Source organism: Thiorhodococcus minor, assembly GCF_010820565.1.
In the GTDB taxonomy this organism is placed as follows: Bacteria; Pseudomonadota; Gammaproteobacteria; order Chromatiales; family Chromatiaceae; genus Thiorhodococcus; species Thiorhodococcus minor.
Genome location: NZ_JAAIJQ010000040.1, coordinates 33,551 through 51,830 on the forward strand (window position 1 = coordinate 33,551; position 18,280 = coordinate 51,830).

At 64.2% G+C, this 18,280-nt stretch carries 15 protein-coding genes; 5 read left to right on the forward strand and 10 right to left on the reverse strand.

What is annotated here, in order from left to right:
* The first annotated feature begins 1 nt into the window (after window position 1).
* Genes G3446_RS14230 through G3446_RS14240 form a run of 3 tightly spaced genes read left to right on the forward strand, consistent with a single transcriptional unit; the run spans window position 2 to window position 2,491 of the window.
* Entirely contained in the window at window positions 2–592 is a 591-nt protein-coding gene (locus G3446_RS14230; RefSeq protein ID WP_164453496.1) for a TadE/TadG family type IV pilus assembly protein, read from the forward strand.
* A gap of 11 nt (window positions 593–603) precedes the next feature.
* Window positions 604–1,059, forward strand: a complete 456-nt coding sequence (locus G3446_RS29185; RefSeq protein ID WP_164453497.1) for a TadE/TadG family type IV pilus assembly protein — start codon at window positions 604–606, stop codon at window positions 1,057–1,059.
* A 19-nt stretch (window positions 1,060–1,078) separates the two neighbouring features.
* Window positions 1,079–2,491, forward strand: a complete 1,413-nt coding sequence (locus G3446_RS14240; protein WP_164453498.1) for a TadG family pilus assembly protein — start codon at window positions 1,079–1,081, stop codon at window positions 2,489–2,491.
* A 10-nt stretch (window positions 2,492–2,501) separates the two neighbouring features.
* On the opposite strand, the gene G3446_RS14245 is transcribed toward G3446_RS14240, so the two are convergent.
* The 5 genes from G3446_RS14245 to G3446_RS14265 form a co-directional block, all read right to left on the reverse strand.
* The gene (locus tag G3446_RS14245; protein WP_164453499.1) at window positions 2,502–3,554 is read right to left on the reverse strand and encodes a TadA family conjugal transfer-associated ATPase; all 1,053 of its coding nucleotides are present in this window, start codon (window positions 3,552–3,554) and stop codon (window positions 2,502–2,504) included.
* A 401-nt stretch (window positions 3,555–3,955) separates the two neighbouring features.
* Window positions 3,956–4,354 (reverse strand): PilZ domain-containing protein, encoded by a 399-nt coding sequence (locus tag G3446_RS14250; protein ID WP_164453500.1) that lies wholly within the window; start codon window positions 4,352–4,354, stop codon window positions 3,956–3,958.
* An 840-nt stretch (window positions 4,355–5,194) separates the two neighbouring features.
* A complete protein-coding gene (locus tag G3446_RS14255) occupies window positions 5,195–5,734 on the reverse strand; it encodes a protein disulfide oxidoreductase (RefSeq protein ID WP_245232504.1) in 540 nt (179 codons plus the stop codon).
* A gap of 296 nt (window positions 5,735–6,030) precedes the next feature.
* Window positions 6,031–6,645, reverse strand: a complete 615-nt coding sequence (locus G3446_RS28970) for a response regulator (RefSeq protein WP_164453501.1) — start codon at window positions 6,643–6,645, stop codon at window positions 6,031–6,033.
* Window positions 6,642–8,990: an ATP-binding protein gene (locus G3446_RS14265; protein WP_164453502.1), complete on the reverse strand. Its 2,349-nt coding sequence runs from the start codon at window positions 8,988–8,990 to the stop codon at window positions 6,642–6,644. The genes G3446_RS28970 and G3446_RS14265 overlap by 4 nt, the downstream gene beginning before the upstream one ends.
* 569 nt (window positions 8,991–9,559) lie before the next feature.
* Here G3446_RS14265 and G3446_RS14270 point away from each other — a divergent pair.
* Complete coding sequence (locus tag G3446_RS14270; RefSeq protein ID WP_164453503.1) at window positions 9,560–9,832, forward strand: hypothetical protein; 273 nt, start codon at window positions 9,560–9,562, stop codon at window positions 9,830–9,832.
* A 390-nt stretch (window positions 9,833–10,222) separates the two neighbouring features.
* Here G3446_RS14270 and G3446_RS14275 read toward each other — a convergent pair whose 3' ends face one another.
* The 5 genes from G3446_RS14275 to G3446_RS14295 all read right to left on the reverse strand — a co-directional run bounded on the left by G3446_RS14275 (window position 10,223) and on the right by G3446_RS14295 (window position 16,531).
* Window positions 10,223–11,278, reverse strand: a complete 1,056-nt coding sequence (locus G3446_RS14275; protein ID WP_164453504.1) for a PilZ domain-containing protein — start codon at window positions 11,276–11,278, stop codon at window positions 10,223–10,225.
* Window positions 11,279–11,548: 270 nt separating this feature from the next.
* The gene (locus G3446_RS14280) at window positions 11,549–14,296 is read right to left on the reverse strand and encodes a PAS domain S-box protein (RefSeq protein ID WP_164453505.1); all 2,748 of its coding nucleotides are present in this window, start codon (window positions 14,294–14,296) and stop codon (window positions 11,549–11,551) included.
* 329 nt (window positions 14,297–14,625) lie between these two features.
* The gene (locus G3446_RS14285; protein ID WP_209262422.1) at window positions 14,626–14,943 is read right to left on the reverse strand and encodes a chaperone modulator CbpM; all 318 of its coding nucleotides are present in this window, start codon (window positions 14,941–14,943) and stop codon (window positions 14,626–14,628) included.
* A 3-nt stretch (window positions 14,944–14,946) separates the two neighbouring features.
* On the reverse strand, window positions 14,947–15,900 hold the full coding sequence (locus G3446_RS14290) for a DnaJ C-terminal domain-containing protein (RefSeq protein WP_164453506.1): 954 nt from the start codon (window positions 15,898–15,900) through the stop codon (window positions 14,947–14,949).
* Window positions 15,901–16,384: 484 nt separating this feature from the next.
* The gene (locus tag G3446_RS14295) at window positions 16,385–16,531 is read right to left on the reverse strand and encodes a hypothetical protein (protein ID WP_164453507.1); all 147 of its coding nucleotides are present in this window, start codon (window positions 16,529–16,531) and stop codon (window positions 16,385–16,387) included.
* A gap of 110 nt (window positions 16,532–16,641) precedes the next feature.
* On the opposite strand from G3446_RS14295, the gene G3446_RS14300 reads away from it, so the two are divergent.
* Complete coding sequence (locus tag G3446_RS14300; RefSeq protein ID WP_245232506.1) at window positions 16,642–17,667, forward strand: radical SAM protein; 1,026 nt, start codon at window positions 16,642–16,644, stop codon at window positions 17,665–17,667.
* Window positions 17,668–18,280 lie beyond the last annotated feature (613 nt).

An 18,280-nucleotide genomic window follows, 5' to 3' on the forward strand; every position in this document is an offset into this window, starting at 1 on the left:
CATGATGCACATAAGACGATCGGAAGCGCGGCTGAAGCGATGGGCTGGGCGGCGGAAGCGTCAGCAAGGTAATGAGCTTGTCGCATTCGCCTTATTGATTTTCCCGTTTTTGCTCTTTTGTTTCATAATCATCGACGTCTCCGTGCTGATGTTCGATCAGCAGATTCTGAATCAAGGGGCCCGTTACGCTGCACGGCAGGGGACGTTGTTTTGGATCGATCCTGACAACTACTACCATAACGATGCTGGGGCTTGGAAACCTAATAATCCGAGACAGCAGATCGCAGTCCATGAGCAGCTAATTGATTCCACGATCGACTATTTTTCTCTATTGACAATTAACCCTCGCAATGGAGAGTTCGATTCCCCTGCTGTTGCATTGTCCCCGGCAGACGCACCTGAAGGCACAAGTCCAGACCGGATATGGCGCAACATTTCGTCTGCCACGACTTCTCTGAAGCTAAGAAACGAGCACCGTTATTTCACCTTGACCAGCCTCATCGGTCTGGTGAGCCCGAGCCTCACTGCGGGAGTGGGTTATAGAGACGCGGATGGCGAGGTCTGGGGTGTCAGTACAGAGGCGGATCTTTAGTGAGGTGGTGCGTGAAAGCCCATTCATCAAGAAAGAAACAGCGCGGAAACGAGATCGTCGAGTTTACGTTGCTGGCACCGTGGTTGATCTTTTTTGCACTTATATTCGTCGAGCTTGGTGTTGCTTACTCCGATAAGAGCATTGTTCTCGAGGCGAGCAGGGTAGGCGCCCGCGAAGCTATTAGTGGAAACGCTGATTGGAAAGACTCAGTCAACGCTGTTCTAGCCTCATCCATCCCATGGGGTAGGGCCGCATACGTTTGTGCCAATGGTAACGACTGTGACGCTGTGCAGAATGACTGTTGCTGCGGTGTATCAGACTCCGATCCCGAGGTAGGTGATCGAGTAATTGCCACCATTGATTGTCCCTTTCAGTTCGTTGCGATACCGGATTTCTTACTCTCTAGTTCATTGCGGGAAGAAATGAGTTTGCGGGCACAAACTGGCATGCGTGCGTTGGTAGATTGATATCGGTGAGGGAGCGATCATGACCGTTCGTCTGCACAAGCGTCAACAACGGGGCGCCTCACTTGTTCACTTCATTCTGGTGATCGTCCCATTGCTCGCGATGGGAGCCTTTGCGGTTGATATGGGTAATGTGCTGATGTGGCAGGCGGCTCTTCAGCGGTCCGTCGATGCGGCTGCTTTGGAAGGCGCAAGGATGCTTTATTGCGATGATGGACTACTGAATCACACGGATGATCAATGCGGCTCGGGCATCACATCGGCCGACAACGCGGCGCGCTCCCTTGCTGAAGACAACTTGGCCGACGCGGGCGCGACGATTACGGTCGAACGCGGACATTGGGCCTTTCAGCAAGTGCCCGACGAAAGTACCGACGAAGCTAACGAGATCAAGAGGGGGGGCTTTTTCACTCCAAATGCTACCACCTCGCCGTCCTCTTTGAGCGACACAAACGGAAAGTTTCGTCCGCTTTTCGATCCCCCTGGTGAGGATCTGGACGATTTGAATAGCGACACTGACGACATTAACGCCGTGCGCGTTCAGGCTTCACGCTTGAATCCAAGCTTGTTCGGCTTATTTGCGAAGCTAGATTCCTATCAGGGGCGGGCTACTGCTGTGGCTTATATCGGTTTCGCGGGAAAAATCGCGCCAGACGAAGTGGACGTTCCTATCGCGATGTGCCAGGAAACGATCGATGTCGGTTGCCATGTTGGCCGGTTGATCCCGGAGACGGATCAGAGCGGCGGCTGGACAGACTATCTTCAGCCAGGGAACACCCCTGGGTCGAGTGACGTGTGCAGCGGCGCGAAAGCCAATGATCAAGGTGGTTTTACTGGCTATGGCACTTTTGTCGATAGAATTTGCAGCGATACTAGCAGCGGCAATCCTTGGGAGCTTTACGTCGGGGAGGATATGCAGGTAAAGAATGGGCAAGATCAAAACGTGTTTTCTGATTTGTTTGAGCGTTGGCAAAGCAACTGCAATCTTGATACTGATGCAGATGGTTGGCCGGATAAGCCGATAGTTTGGACGATGCCTGTGATTGAGAATTGTAAGTTCACTGGGCACTGTGCGCCGTTGTACGGTGCCGTGCAGGTTGAGGTTCTTTGGATGTTTGATAAGAATCCCGACTCTGAAGGGGTGGACGGCATCGATAATACGGCTCCGTGGGAAATGGAGGACTGGAGCACAGATCCCGTGACTGTCTGGAGCTCAAGTAGCGCTGACGGAGAGGTGCGGTGGAATTCTTTTGTTCAGCATTTCGATCTTCAGATGAAGAATGACGAGGGACAGATGGTTCCTGCGACGTTCGAGGCGGGAGGGGCAACACAGAAGACTATGTATTTCCGACCCGGCTGTAAAGAAGTTACGTTGGGTGGCACGGGAGGAATAAACTTCGGCGTGCGAGCCGAGGTGCCAGTGCTCGTCTTTTGATGATGAGAGGTCAGTTTGCGAAGAAGTTCTCGGAAAGTAAACCACATCGCACAAAATCGCTATAGAACCGAGGAAAGCTGCTAATAGCTGTCTTGAAGCTGCCAGTTGGACTATCTCTGACCTCCGAGCCTTGATAGAGGAAAAGATCCCGAAGCTCGACGTCCTGTTGTCGCACCCCAGCCACCTCTGTGATGTGGGTTATTCTCCTGACCCCGTCCGGAAAACGCTCCTGCTGTACGATGATATCGATGAAGGTCCCGAGCATCTGCCGAATCTGGACATGAGGCAGGTCGATGCCGGATGTGAGGATCATCGTCTCCAGGCGGGCCATGATCTCCCTTGGCGAGCTGCCGTGAACGACGGCGAGTGTCCCGCGATGCCCGGTCGCCATGGTCTGCAGATAGTCCAGCGCCTCCTCGCCGCGGATCTCGCCGATGATGATGCGATCGGGGCGCATCCGCAGGGCGTTCTTGATCAGATCCTGTAGCGTCACTTCCCCCCGGCCATCCTCATCCCCGCGCCGCGTCTCCAGGGCGACCCAGTCGTCGTGATGCAGCTTGAGCTCGGCGGTGTCCTCGATGGTGATGATGCGCTCGCGCTCGTCGATGTACCTGGACAACATCTCCATCGTGGTCGTCTTGCCGGTACCCGTCCCCCCGCTGAAGAGGATATTCAGGCGGCCTTTCAGGCAGGCGACTAGGAAATCGGCCATCTTCCGGCTCATGCTGCCGGCCGCGATGAGGTCATCCAGGCCCTGCAGATCTTGGGAAAATTTTCGGATGGTGATCGCGGTCCCGTAGCGGGACAGGGGCGGGATGATCACATTGATGCGTGCCCCGTCCGGGAGCGTAATATCGGCAAAGGGGAAGCGTGGTGAGACGGCCTTGCCGCTCTTGGTGAACAGCGCCTCGACGATCTCCGCGAGATCCTGCTCCGAGAACACGAGGTCCGATTGCTGCTTTTTGCCTTGGACCTCGATAAAGGTTCGTTGGCCGTTGATCATGATCTCGGTGATGTCGGGCCTCGAAAGCAGCTGATCGAGCTTCGCCCTGCCGCTGTTCAACGCGGTGCTCCGGAGGTTGCGAGGTTCGACACCTTCATCATGGCCCTCGGTCCGGGGTGCGCATTCATGATTGCGATGCGGCGCAACGGCTCACGCCCGATGCCGAGTGTGCCATGTTTCTCAGCCTTCGGCCTGTGATGTTGCCTAAGGAGCTTTCCATGTTTTGTTTTCCGATTTGGGCCTCTGGTGACGCAGCTCCAGTTGGGCCACTCAGGAGACGAGGCTCCGCTTCGCGCGTCTGAGGGTAAGCGCTGTTTTCGGTCCGGTGAAGGGGCCGAAAGTGGTCGGCGTCCTGACGCAGAGCTTCGTCGCCGAGGTCACGAAGCCGGAGCTTCGCGATCAGAAAAGCGGGAAGCAGTTGACGGACACTTCCTGATGAGCGTGCAAGAGGCTGCGGCGCCTTACGCAGATAGCACCTCTTGGATGCGGCCACGTGCATAGTCTCCGGGCGGAACGAACTGAACGCCGAGATGGCTGTGTCGAAAGGAGTCGATCTCGCTCGACCAGACGACCATGCCCTGGACCAGCACTGGTGTGCCGTCAGCGTCGAAGCGCATCTCGAGTGTGACCCGAGCGCCCGCGGCGGCTGGACGAAAGGTGCGGATGGCTGCGCCGGCTTCGCTGATATTGAGGGTATAACCCATATTGACCGTTGGCTTGTTCTTCGAGCGCAGTTCCTGCGACGGGTAGATGGCTGTGATGCACTCGAACGGCACACGCCTAAAGCGGCGCTGCTCGGGTGCTGTATTCTGGCGGCCGTCTGGGGATCCATCCAAAGCGCTTTCACCAATTTGGGTCATGGCTCGAGGCTCCGAATAAGGGCGTGATCGCTGATGACTGGGCTTGGGCGATCCAGGGCGGTCGTGACGTTCGGCCCCAGTCACCACCCCGGCCAGGGTGGACTGCGCTTGCCCAACCGATAGGAGACGCCTGACGCTCCAACCCTCAACGCCCCAATTCGGTCATGCAGCCTGCGCCGCGCATGCTCAGCTCTGCTGCTACCGATAACCTCGCGCTGAGCAATGCGGATTCCCGTTTGCCTCCTGCGATAAGGGACTCTTCACTTTACAGATTAGTACATTCGGTCCCTTGCCGAGAGCACCGTCGTGTGGCGGCCGGGCCGCTGACGGCCGGCACGGCGGCTCGGTCGACCCGAGCAAGAAGTGAGGTTGAGCCGTCTGTTGCTGCGCTCGGCTCCGGCAGCGCGAGGTTGGGTCGAGATACGAAGTCCAACAAGAGGCGGCAGGTTGTTACCTCCCGCTCTGCCTCCGACGCTCCAGAGACTGTGAAGAAATTCTGCGTAGGTTGGGCTGAGGTACGAAGCCCAATATGGCGGTCGGCCTAAGGCGCTGATTGTTGGGCCTCCTGCGTTGGCCCAATCGACGGCAAGATGCGATCTTTGGAGGGGGCGGACTGCATGCGCACGCCGGAGCGCGGGAACGAGCGGGCACAGCGCGGACCGAGAGATGCTGGAGGCGGTCGAACGGGGAGGGCGCCCTGGTGTCGAGCGGCCTCGCAAGCCTGGGTTTCGCGCATCGGATTGGTCTGGCGTCTCCTGTGGGCGGACAAGCGCGGCGCAGTCCGTCGACGTCGGCGTGAGGCTTGGTGGACTTCGTTCGCGCTCGTCCACCCTTGGTTGCCTAATCGGCCCGGTTCGCCATCCACAAGCGCAGGCGCAGCCCGGGCCCGGTGCTGGCGCCGACGGTTGCGTAACGAATCTGGCCATCGCCGTCGATCACGAAGGTGGCCGGCACGCCTGCGACGCCCCAGCGGCTGGAAACCTCGCCGTAGGCATCCGGGATGACGGGCAGGTCGAGGCCGGCTTCTCGTAGGAAGGCGCGGATCTCGGGCGGCCCGCCGGATTGGAGCGCGACGGTGATGACGGGGTGATCTTCCGCGATGGAGGCGACCGCGCCGTCGACGAGGCGGCACACGGGGCACCAGCTCGCCCAAAAATGGACGAGGACGGGCTCACCCCGATAGTCGCGCAGATCCAGGCGCTGTCCCGCGAGATCCATCCCCGCGAGGGCGGGTGCCTGGCCATGCGCCAGGGGGCGGGCCTTCCACCATTGAACGCCGCCGAAGACGAGCGCGATGAGGAGGATGTTGACGGCCCAGCCGCGCCAGCGGCTCTTGGCTGGCCTGGAGGGTGGGGTGGCTTGGTCTGTCATGCGGGTCATTTCACCATGATCGTCTTGCGGCAGCTTTGCAGACCGCGCTTCGCTCTTGCTCGCCAAGGCCGACAACCAGAGCATCCGCCGATTATCAGGTTCCGCTTGCTCGGATAGCCGGTAGGTGACTGCTTCGCGAGTCGCTCGCGCCGGTGGCCTGGATGCGCTCGGCCAGCTCGGCCGCGCCCGATGCCAGCGCAAGGCTCGGTGGACTTCGCTCGCGCTCGTCCAGCCTACAGCCGATTTGCCGGTGTGATGGCGGAGGGCCGAGCTTGGGTGCGCGGCATGGAGTCGCGCTGGCGATGCTAGCGCTCCAGCGAGACCAGGACGAGGTCGACCAGGCTCTTGGCGTTGAGCTTGCCCATGATGTTGGCGCGATGCGATTCGACGGTTCGGATGCTGATCCCGAGATCATAGGCGATGGTCTTGTTGGCGTCGCCGGCGACCAAGCGGTCGAAGACTTCGCGCTCGCGGGCCGTCAGGGTATCGAGGCGCGCGTCGGGTCCCTTTGTCTGCGGCGCGACGGCGGCGTCCTCGCGGCTCGGAGAGTCGCGTAGGGCTTCCTGGACGCGGTCGAGCATGTCTTGGCCCTTGAAGGGCTTGGTGACGAAGTCTTTGGCGCCGAGCTTCATGGCCTTGACGGCCATGTCGATGTCGCCGTGCCCTGTGATCATGATGACGGGCAGCCAGGGGTGCTCGACGCGAAGGCATTCCAGCAGCGTCATGCCGCTCATCTCGCTCATGCGCACGTCGAGCAGCAGCACGGCTGGCCGGCCCTTGGCCCCGCCGAAGCTGGCGAGGAAGTCGCGGGCGCTGGCGTAGGCTTCGACGTCGATGGCCACGGAGCGCAGCAGCAGCGCCAGCGATTGGCGCACATCCGGCTCGTCGTCGACGACGTAGGCGATGGGGGCCGCGCTCACGCCTGCTGTCCTCGGGTCACGGGCAGCGCAACCCGGAAGACTGCGCCGCCAGCCGCTGCGGGCTGGGTGCGAATCTCACCGCCGAAGGTCGCGACGATGGTCTGCGCAACCGATAGACCGATGCCCAGTGCGTCTGGCTTGCTGGTCTCCCAGGCCTCGAAGAGTCGACCCGCGATGGCGCTGTCGATGCCGGGGCCGGTGTCGCCGATCTCGATCATGATGCTGTCGGATTCCCGCGCAAAGTCGGTCTTGACGCTTAGCTTGTGCTGGCCATTCGGGCGCTCTTCCATGGCATCCAGCGCGTTTGAGACGAGCTGTACCAAGGCATGCTCGAGGGCGATGGGATCGCCCAGAATCTCGGGCAGCGTGCCGCCTGAGCCGGCTTGTTGCACGGCAACCCCCTGGATGAGTAGACGGTCTCGCAGCGAGTCCAGACAGGCGCTCACGGCCGTGCCGACATTGAAAAGCACCTGCTCGGGCTCGCGGCGGCGAATCCGCTCTCTGAGCCGGTCCAAGATGGTGCCACAGTCGTTGGAGAGCTGCTCGATGCGTGTCAGTGCCGCCTGCAGGTCCTCCGCGCTCAGATTGCCGTTCTCGTACATCCGCACGGCCGCCGTCGCATAGTTGCTGATGGCCGCGAGCGGCTGGCTGAGCTGATGGGCCGTCATGGAGGCGATCTCGGAGCCCAGCATGAGGCGCCCGATCTCGATCAGCTTCTTGCGATGCGCTTGCAGTCGCTCATGGAGGCGCCTCTTCTCCGTGCTGTCGACGAGGATGGCGACGGCGCCCGTGGTGGCACCCGCGGCATCCCGCAGCGGTCGCGCGGTCACCTCGATCCAGCGTCCTTGCGCCTGCTCGGGATGACGGAGGAAGAGCTCCAGGTTGTCGCTGGACTCGCCTCTGATGGCACGCATCAGCGGAAGCGCCTCGGTGGTCAGCAGCTCGCCGGACTCGTCCTTGAAGATGCCGTAGCTGGATGCCCACTCCTCCGCAGCCATGTCGACGGGGGGCGCGCCGATGAGCTGAATCGCACGGGCATTCCAGAGCAGGAAGCGGCCGCGCGCGTCCGTCACCAGGATGCCGTCGGCGACATTCTCCAGGATCGATCCTTGAAGATCATGCTGCCGCTTTAGCTCGGTAGTGCGCTCCCGCACGCGCTGCTCGAGGTCGCGATTGAGCTCGGCGAGCGCGCGCTCGCGCTTTTGCACTTCCGAGGCCATGTCGCGGAAGGCCCGAGCGAGGCTCCCTACCTCGCCGCTGTCGGTAAGCGGCAAGGGCGCGCTGTAGTCGCCGTCGGCGATGTCTTGTGCGGCCACGGCCAAGGTTCGCAGAGAGGCGGTTTCGCGGTGGACCGTCCAGATGACGAGTCCGATGGCCAAGGCGAGCAGGGCGGCCATGCCGAGGACGCTGTCGCGGCGGATGAATCCCTCCATCTGCTCGGGCCGATGGCTGGCGTCGGTCACGACGAAACGCAGCTGCAGCTGCGGGTCCTGAGGGTCCCAGGGGCGCATGACGACGACTTTGCGTGGCTCCCCGGTGTCGAGGTTGGCGGGGAGGGGACGCTGTGCGTCAGGATGCAGGAGGAGGTGGTCGTTCTCGTCGAGGACATAGAGCGACTCGGCGGCGTCCGCGGTCGCACAGGCGCGCGCGAGCGCCTGATGTAAGTCCATCTCCACGAGCAAGGCCCCGAGGCGCCTGCCCCCTGGCCCCTGGATCGGCGTGGCGGCGACGAGCAAAGAGGTCACGGGGGTATGCGCTTGGCCAGGGGCTTGCCGGGGGCTCAGGCGAGACAGGTAGACCTTGTCGGCTTGCATCGGAGAAGCCGGGCCGTGCGGCAGATCGAGGGCGGGCTGAACGCAGTCGTCCGGCCGCTCGTCACGGGCGTCTGGATCCCGCTCGACCCGGGCCAGCTCGACGCCTTGGTCGCGGATGTCGACGAAGCAAAGCCTGACGTAGTGCGGCTTCGCCTTGGCAAAGGCGAGGAAGAGCTGGTGCAGCCGCTCTTGCCACTGTTGTAGCGACGAGCTCCCCTGCAGATCGATGCCTCCGCCGTCGAGTGCGCGCCGGATTCCTCGAATGGGTGGCGTTCCGGCCAGGAAGCGCACGTCGCTGCGAAGGCGCTCGATCATGCCCGTCACCTCGTCGGCCGCTCGCTCTGCCTGACGCTCCATGTGCTCGAGGTGGCTGTGCGAGATCGCCTCTGTGCGGCCGCGGTCGAACAGATAGCCGACGGGAATGGCGGCCGCGATCAGGAGCGCGATGAAGGTGCCGCTGAGCCTGAGCGAGAGCGAGCGCCGGGGAATCCGGCCGACCCGCGGCGGCCTGTCAGGGGACCCTCGACTCATCGGCGGTCGCCTCTGGGCCAAGCCCGGAATCGCTCGCTCATCGTGGCCCTGTGCTCGTTGCCATTCGCAATCTCTGGCCTGATTTTGGATCTGGCTCTGTTGGAGCCGACAGCGGGTGCCGAGCGCTTGACAAGGAGCCCATGGCGCCAACGGACGCGGGCGGGGGCTGAGGTGTCAACAGCGTCAGGTTTCACGCGATCTTCGCCGGCTAGGCTTGCTGGTGGATGGGGCGCTCACGCCCCGATTTGGTTTCGCTCGAACTGCGGGACCTGGCGGTCCCGGGAGTCTTGAGCGCGAGCGCCATCAGGTGTCGGCCTGGAGGCCGACACTCCCAGCATGAGCGTCCTCCGCAGCCGTGGCGAGATCGGAGCTGGGTGCGGCATGCCGCGCTGGCCTGGCGAGCTGGTGAGTCGCGATCCACCTCAGCTGCTCCAGCCCGGCGCAAAGGGTGCTCAGGTCGCACGGCCCTGAAATCCAGGGCTCAATCCAGTCGATCGCTGCGGATGCGCAGCTCGCCCGAGCGCGAGCCGTCTCAGGCTTCCGCTGCGGGTCGCCCTAGGGGGGCAGATATGGCCGACACGCTCGGACGCAAAGGGCACACCCATGTCTACCAAGTCTCCTACGGCGAAGAGGCCTGTGTGGCGCGCACTATTGTGCGCGCCTACTCGGCCGCTGGGGAACGACTCTTCCTGGCCAAACAGCACGGCGCGCTGGAGCCGGCGGACGGCCGGCCGGGCTTTGAGGTCAGCCCGCTGAGCCCGGACGGGCTCTGGCCGACACCTCCTTGGCCCTGTGGCTGCGGCGCACCGACGCGACTGGGAGGGCTCGGAGCCTGTGCCTAGATCCGGCAATTCGAACCGCAGAGGCGCAAAGGACGCTAAGTAAAACAGAGGGTTGCTCAATGCATCCATGTCACCCGTTAGGTGAGTAAGATCCACTCCGCAACGCATTGAAATCCTTTGCGCTCTTAGCTTGCTTTGCGGTTCAACAGCTCTTTTCAGGTGTGGTATCCCCAGATTAAAGACATGAGGTTCAGTGGTCTAATGCGGCTTTCCAGCGTGGAGCCCGGCTAGGAGTCCCAGCCGTCTCGCCGTGCGGCTCGCTGTCCAGGCCGCTCTTGTGGCGATACCTCAGGCTCGGAGCGGGCTCCGTCGCGCCGGGGCCGCGCTCCCACTGCGCGACGCTGGGGCTTGGGAGCCAGAAAGCGGCGTGCGGCCGAGCGGTGCTGGGCGTCAGAAGAGGCTGAACTTGTGGCGCTCGCCGGTGACGCCAAAGACGTGGTCGTGGATGTCTTGCAGGAGCATCAGCTCCTCCCAGGCGTCGGCTGGCCAGCCGCCGAGCTGGAAGCGGTCGCCCATGGTCAGCTCGCGGAACATCATTTCGAAGGCATCGACATCGCCCCAGCCGAGCAGGAGGTAGTTGAGCGCCTCGGGAAAGTCGGTCTCGAGCACCGAGTGCAGGACGCTCCTGACCGGCCGCTTGGAGAGCGGGCGCGGGGCCGGCTCCGTGGACACCTTCAGCGGCTTGATGAGCTGCGAGTGCACCATTTGCGACCACTCGACCATGGTCGACGCCTGGCTGGGCTCGGGCAGCTGGCCGATGATGTAGTCGATGAGCTTCGCCAGGGATTCCTTGGGATGCTCGAACTGCAGGGTTGCGGAATACAGGGGTACGTCGAGATAGCCGGACAAGGCGGTCGGCTTGACGTCGACGACCCTGGCGCGCAGGCGAATGCCGGTCCATTCCTCGGTGCCCGCGAGGACGAAGCAGAGGCTCTGATCCTTGGTGTAGGCCTCGAAGACGGTGCAGGTATAGCGGCCGGTCGCGATGGTTTCCATCATGTCGCGCAGCTCGTCGAGGTCGTTGACGCTGACCTCGAGCTCGCGGACCAAGCCGGCTTCGCGCTCCTCGGGCGCGGAGGTGCTGAGTGCTTGGAGCAGCTGCTCCAAGCGCATATGGCTGCGCGGTGACAGCGTCATGAAGCGCAAGGCGACCAGTGTGCGACCGTCTTGCAGGCGCTTGGTCCGCAGCACTTGGGCGATCGCGTTGATGCGCTCGTCGCGTTTCCAAGGAAGCGTGACCCGCAGGGCGCGCGTCCCCTCGGGAAGGGGCTCGGCAAGATTGACGAGCAATCCGCCCCAGGACAGGTCCTTGGTGACGCCCCTGAGGCGCAGGTCGAGGCTGCGAACGGTGACGGCGACGGGAACCTCGACGCTCAGACGCTGCTGCGTACGCCGATCTGGGGCGAGGCTGCTCGACAAGGATGCGCTGTAGCTCGCTTTGGACACGGGCTCTCTATCGGATCGAAAGTCGTTGAAGACGGATGCCGCAGGCCGGCCTCGGCGCCGTCCGTGCACGGCCGCGCCGCAGGCTGGACCCGCGTCGGCCTGGGCGTTTCGGACTCGGAAGGCTCATCGGTCGAGATGCCTCCAATACCTGCTCACCGCGAACGACTCCTCCTCGATCCTGCATCCCTATGGCGCCCGTCGTTACAGTCTACCGCGTAAGCCTACGGATTTGTGTGGACTGTGTCGCGTCATGGCGGCGCGAAGCGCCCATCAGTGCTGCCGTGGTCCCATCCAGCGCAGCAGGGTCTCGAACAGGGCGTTGGGCTCGACGGGCTTGCTGAGGAAGTCGTTCATCCCGGCGGACAGGCAGCGCGCCTTGTCCTCGGCGAAGGCGTTGGCCGTGAAGGCGATGATGGGCACGCTGGCGCCTTTGGGCAGGGCGCGGATCTCGAGCGTTGCGTCGAGCCCGTCCATGCGGGGCATCTGCATGTCCATGAGGATGATGTCGAAGTCCCTGTCTTTCGCATGCGCGACGGCCTCGACGCCGTCCTCGGCAACGCTGATCTCCAGCCCCAGCTCGCCAAGGAGCGCGAGAAGGACCTCGCGATTGATGGGCTCGTCCTCCGCTAGCAGCAGACGGCGTCCGCCGCAGTGCTCGGCAAGCAGTGTCTCGACGGCGTCTGCGGCGACCAGGCATTGGAGACCCGCGGCCGTGTCGGTCTTGCGCAGTCGGACGGTGAGCCAGAAGCGGCTGCCCTGGCCCGGCCGGCTCGACACCCCGACATCGCCGCCCATCAATTGCGCCAGCTTCTTGGTGATGGCGAGTCCCAGCCCGGTGCCGCCATACTTGCGCGTCGTCGAGCTGTCCGCTTGCTCGAAGGCCGAGAACAGCTTGGGGATGACCTCGGCGGCAATGCCGATGCCGGTGTCGTCGACCTCGAAGCGGACGATGAGACTCTGCTCCGAGGCGTCCTCGACGATGGCCCGGAGCGTGATGGTGCCGGCGTCCGTGAACTTGACCGCGTTGCTGGCGTAGTTGAGCAGCGCTTGCCGCAGGCGCGTGGGGTCGCCGATCAGGGGCTCTGGGAGGCGGGGTGCCTCGACGCGGAGCCGCAGGCCCTTGGCCTCGGCCCGATCGCGGATCAGGCCCACGACATTGTCGATGGCGGCGTTGATGTCGACAGGGACCTCTTCCAGCGTGAAACGGTTCGCCTCGATCTTCGACAGGTCGAGCACCGTGCTGATGATCTCCAGGAGGTGCCTACCGGCACGCTCGATCTGATCCAGGCGCGTGGATTGCTCGGCGCTCAAGCGCGAGCGCTTGAGCAGATGCACCATGCCGGTGATGGCATTCAATGGGGTGCGGATCTCGTGGGAGACATTGGCGAGGAAGGCGCTCTTGGCGACATTGGCTGCCTCCGCCGCCTCCTTGGCCACGACCAGTTGCTGCGTGCGCTCCGCGACCAGCTCCTCCAGGTGCTTGCGGTAGCGTGCCAGCTCCTCGGCCTCGGTCTTCTGCTGGGTGATATCGCGCGTCGCCGATAGGAGGCAAGGGATGCCTCCCAGCGCGATGATGTTGGCCGACATGATTCCCCAGATGATGCGGCCATCCTTGCAGCGGAAGCGGGCCTCCAGACTGCGGTAGGAGCCATCTGTCCGCAGGCGCTCCACCATGTGGCGGCGATCCTCGGGGTCGACCCAGATATTGAGCTTCAGCGACGAATGGCCGAGCAGCTCGTCGCGGCTGTATCCCGTGGTCTCGAGGAAGGCGCGATTGACGTCGATATAGCGGCCATCGTCGAGCCGATTGATGGCGATGGCGTCCAAGCTGGTCTCGAAGGCGACGCGATAGCGCTCTTCGCTGATCTGCAGGGCAGCCTCGGCGCGGCGTCGCTCGGTGACGTCCGTGCCGACGCCGACCATGGCGACGGGATGGCCATTGTCGTCCCTGACCAATCGGGTGCGCAGCTCGACGGCGATCTGCGAGCCGTCCCCGCGCCGATGCATGACGATTCCGCTCCAATGCCCCTGAGAGCGGGTCGCCTCGGCGATCTCTGCCTGGGTGGCATCGGCCGCTGGGCTATCGCCGTAGATGGTGATGTGCTTGCCGATGAGGGTCTCGGGCAAGATGCCCAGCGTCTCGACCTGGGTCTGATTGACGTAGCCGATAATGCCGTCGAGATCCGTCACCGTGACCTCGTCTTGGACCTGATCGAGGACCAGGGCCTGCAAACGCAGCTGGTGCTCGAAGCGCTTGCGCTCGCTGATATCACGGGCGATGCCGACGCCGCACCAGCGCCCTTGTAGCTCCATGGCGGAGACCGAGAGCTCGATCGGAAAGCGGTGCCCGTCCTTGTGCAGACAGTCGAGCTCCAGCGTTCGGCCGACGCGCGGCCCCTGGCCGGTCATGGCGAAGGCGGCGAGGCCCTTGCGCGCGAAGCCTCTGTCAGCTTGTGGGCCGATCAAGTGGTGCAGGCGCTGGCCGAGCGCCTCCTCGCGCGAATAGCCGAAGAGGCGCTCGGCGGCCGGATTCCATTCGATCACGCGGTCGTTCTCGCTCTCGATGAGGACGAAGGCGTCGCGCATGCTCTCGAGGGCGACGCGCAGCCAGCGCTCTTGGCGGTTGCGGCGATGGATGCGGTAGTAGCCGATGTTCGCGTCATGTATGACGCCATGGATGCGCGGCTCGGGATTGGGCTGCCGGCTCTGGGTGCGTGCGACGCAGAAGAGGTGCCGTCCGGCCGAGGTGTGCTCGCAGCGCGCATGCAGCTCGACCCGGACTCGACCTCCCTGGCCAGCGCTCAAGGTGGTCTGGAAGCGCAGGGTTTCACCCTGACGCGCTGCGAGCGCGGCCTCCCAGGTGCTTGCGGCGTCTCCTTCCGGGTCGAGGGCGGCGAGCGCCAGCCCCTTGATGTCGTCGAGAGGACGGGCGAGCAGGGACGCGGCGGCGGGGTTGGCGTCGAGGATGCGGCTCCGAGCCAGGTCGATGACGAGGACCGCATCCGGTAGGTGATCCACGGGATTCATGGATCCTAGTGTACGTGTAAGGCCGTGGCGCGGGCCATCGTCCGCTCACGACCTTGAGCGAGGTGCTGAGGGCACCCGTCCTCAGCCGGCCGCGCTTCAGGGGCAGCGCGGAGTGATGCCGGCCGACACCGGCAGGCGAGCGCCGGGAGCCATCACCCCGGAGAAGACGCCGAAGTCTGTGCTCGATCCGTGGGAGCGGCGCCGCGCCGCGACTGGGCGGTCGGAGCCGGCTTCGTCGCGCCGGGGCGGCCCTACCACGCGATCTCCGCCCGGCGACGCCTGATCGAATCGCGCTCGGCACGAGACTCTTGGGAATCGCCTCAGCTCTCCAGACGCTGCAGCCGCACGTGGAGCCGCTCGAGCTCTTCGAGCAGATCGAGCGCCAGTGCCGCCCCGGCGGCGTTGACGCCCAAGTCCTGCTCCAGCCGATGCGCGCAGCGCACGCGCCGGATGCTGAAGGCCTGGAAGCGCCACTGCCGGGGATCGCGGCCCAGCGGGTCGACGACGCCTTCCTCGACCAGCTCGAAGATGCGCTCCGCCGGGAGCTGGCAGGCGCGGCAAAGCTCGCTCAGAGACAGCTCGATGTCTTCATCGAGCACTTCCCCCGCGAGCAGGCTCATCATGTCCGTCGTCTTCATGGCTCAAATCCCCAAGTGTGCGCGCGGATTGAACGCGAGCGCCTGCTCGAAGTCTGCGTACGCCTTCTTCGCGGCCTCCGAGTCGGCCTTCGGCAGGGCGATCTGCAGCACCACGTAGAGATCGCCAGGCTCCTTCGCCGGCAGCCCGCGCCCCCTCAGCCGCAGCTTGCGGCCGCCGGAGGACCCGGGCGGTAGCTTCAAGTCCACCGTCCCGTCCGGTGTCGGCACCTTCAGGGTGGCACCTAGGGCGGCCTCCCAGGGCGCCACGGGCAGGTTGAGGTAGAGGTCCTTGCCCTCGACGCTGTAGAGCGGATGTGGGCGAAACTCGACCTCGAGGTAGAGGTCGCCCGCAGCTCCCTTGCCGATCCCCGCGCCGCCTTGCTTGGCGAGCCGGATGTGCTGCCCTTGACGGACGCCCTTGGGGATGGAGACGTTGAGCGTGCGCTCCTTGAGGTGCGGCCTGCCGTCGGCGCCGAGCTCGGTATGCCTCAAGGTCAGGGGTCGGGTGGTGCCGCGATAGGCATCCTCGACGTCGATGAGGACCTTGGCGTGGGCGTCCTCGCCGCGGGCGTAAAACTCGCGCCTGGCGTGCCCGGCACGGGCGCCGCCGAAGCCGCCGCGTCCGAACAGGCTCTCGAAGAAGTCGCTGAAATGGTCCGCGTCCGCGCCGGTGAAGCCGCCGCCGTGGAACTCGAAGCCTTGATCCCAGTCCGGCGGCGGGTGGAAGTCCTGACCGGCCTTCCAGTTGGCGCCGAGCTGGTCGTAGGCGGTGCGCTTCTCCGGGTCCTTCAGGACCTCATAGGCCTCTCCGACCTCCTTGAAGCGTGCCTCGGCATCCGGCTCCTTGCTGACATCCGGGTGATACTTGCGTGCCAGCTTGCGATAGGCGCGCTTGATCTCGTCTTGCGTGGCATCACGCTTGACGCCCATGAGCTGGTAATAGTCTTTGAATTCCATGAGAAGACTGTCTGCTTGTCGTTCTGTGGCGATGAGTCCGAGCACCGAAAAGGCGGTGGCGCCGAAAAGATGGCGCGCGGGCCGCTCTCAGCCAAATATAGACCCCGCTGGCGTCACTCGGCCGACGGCCGGATGACGAAACGGAGACTTTGCGCGTGAATCCTTATCTGAAGCCGGGCCGACGCAGGAGGCCCGAGGCCGGAAGACGCCAGATCATGCTGATTCAGGCAGCGCATTTGGCCGTGGCGCCTGATCTGCGCTCGGGCAGGCGCTCCAGCCTGGGAATGCAGTTTCCTGGTGTGCTCGGAATACTTTCACAGCGCCGGAACTCGGATGATGGGCCTGCGCTGAGGCCAGCCGCCGAAATGAAACGGCCGGAGCCCATCGAGGGCACTCCGGCCGCCTTAAGTTGGGCGCCTGGGAGTGTGGGTCTCCAGCTCAACACCCGTGCCGGCCTGGAGGCCGACACCCCCAGCGGGCCGGGTCAGGGCTCGCGGCTCGCGTCGGCGCGCTGCTCAACCTCTTCACGCGCCTTGCCGCCTGAGCCCAGGGAGTTGATGTAACGGAGCCAGAAGAAGAGTCCGACGAGAATGACCGCCTCGACGAGTGCAAAGGAACGATCGTATTCCATAGCGAGACCTCCAAGAATCAGGTGTGAATCCGTACTTCGCGGCATCGGCCGCTGCCTGGCATCTAGCGTTGGGCCGTCCGCACCATTCACAATGCAATCCACGGGCTCCATTGCCCGAGCGCGCAGGGCCTGCACAGGCTCCGTGCGAGCGTCGCTCCGGCGCGACGGCGCCTGAGCACCTCGAAACGCCGCTGCCACCAACCGACTTTCTTGCCTGTCTCCCGGAGGACTCCACCCTGAGCGACGATCTGCCCATTCGCTACATCGAGCCCGTCTACCGTCCGCCGAGCGAGGCGGATTCGCTCATCCTCCCCGTGACGGACGGCTGCTCCTGGAGCAAGTGCAGCTTCTGCGAGATGTACAGCCCGCCGCAGAAGCGCTTCCGTGCCCGCGGCGAGGCCGAGGTGCTGGAAGGCATCCGGCGCTGCGGCGCGCGGCTTGGCGACTCCGCCCGGCGCGTCTTCCTGGCCGATGGCGACGCCCTGGTCCTGCCGACGCGCCGCCTCATGGTCTACCTGGAAGCGATCCGGCGGCACTTGCCCGCCGTGCGGCGTGTATCCAGCTACTGCTTGGCGCGAAACCTTGGGCGCAAGTCGGTCGATGAGCTGCGCGCGCTGCGCGATGCGGGTCTCGAGCGCGTCTACCTCGGCGCGGAATCTGGAGATGACAGCGTATTGGCCCGGGTCAACAAGGGGGAGACCTTCGCGTCGACCCAAGCGGCCCTCGACAAGCTCGGCGCGGCGGGCATTCGCCGCTCGGTCATGATCCTCAACGGGCTGGGTGGAGAGGCGCTGAGCCAGCCGCACGCGGAAAATTCGGCGCGGCTCATCAACGCGACCCAGCCGGAATACCTCTCGACGCTGGTCGTGATGCTCGCGGACGGCGGCGCGCGCTTCCGGGAACAGTGGCCGGACTGGCGGGCGCTGTCGCAAGCCGGGCTCCTCGCGGAAATGGAGACGTTCCTAGCCGCGCTGGAGCTGCGGCGCACCATCTTCCGCGCGGATCACGCCTCCAACTGGCTGGTGCTGAAAGGGACCCTGGGAGCGGACAAGGCGCGCTTGCTCCATCAGGTCCGGACCGCGATCGCGCGGCCGGAGACGGCGGCGCTGCGCCCGGCGTGGATGCGCGGGCTCTAGTCGGGGTGCGGCTGGCAGGGAGCTAGGTCTGGGCGCCAGCTCCGCGACCCCGGCTCAAGGCTCGCGGAGCGGCTCATGGCCGTTCGTTTAAGCGCCCGAAGCGGCAAAGTGCAAGCGCCATCTCAGCTTTCCAACTAGGCTGAAGCTCCAGAACCGATCTTCGGAAAACCACTTCATTGATCAGCGGTTAAAGTCATGTTTCGGTAACTTCTCAATAAGTCGTGGCGGTCGCGGGGTGGTGGTGCGTTACCATGGCGTTAGACACCCTGCTTCCTTGCCCTGACTTGTCTCGAATAGCCCTGCTGTGATCGACCTGCCTGACATCCCCGCCACGGAGCGCACGCCTCTCGTCGAGCAGTTGCTGGGGCTGATCGAGACGTTGGCCGAGAAGACGCAGCAGCAGGCCGAGACGGCCTTGATCATCGGACCGCCCAGTCGGTTGAGTAGACGCCGCGCATCCTTCAGGCGAAGCGACGTGGGGGCGGGGCCCCCCCCCCGACCCCCCCCCCCCCCGGCGGGGGGCCCCCCCCCCCCCCCAGGCCCCTGCCGCCCCCCACAACGTCCACTTCCCCCGGGGCCACCGGCCCGCCCCCGAAAAAGCGCGTTCATCACC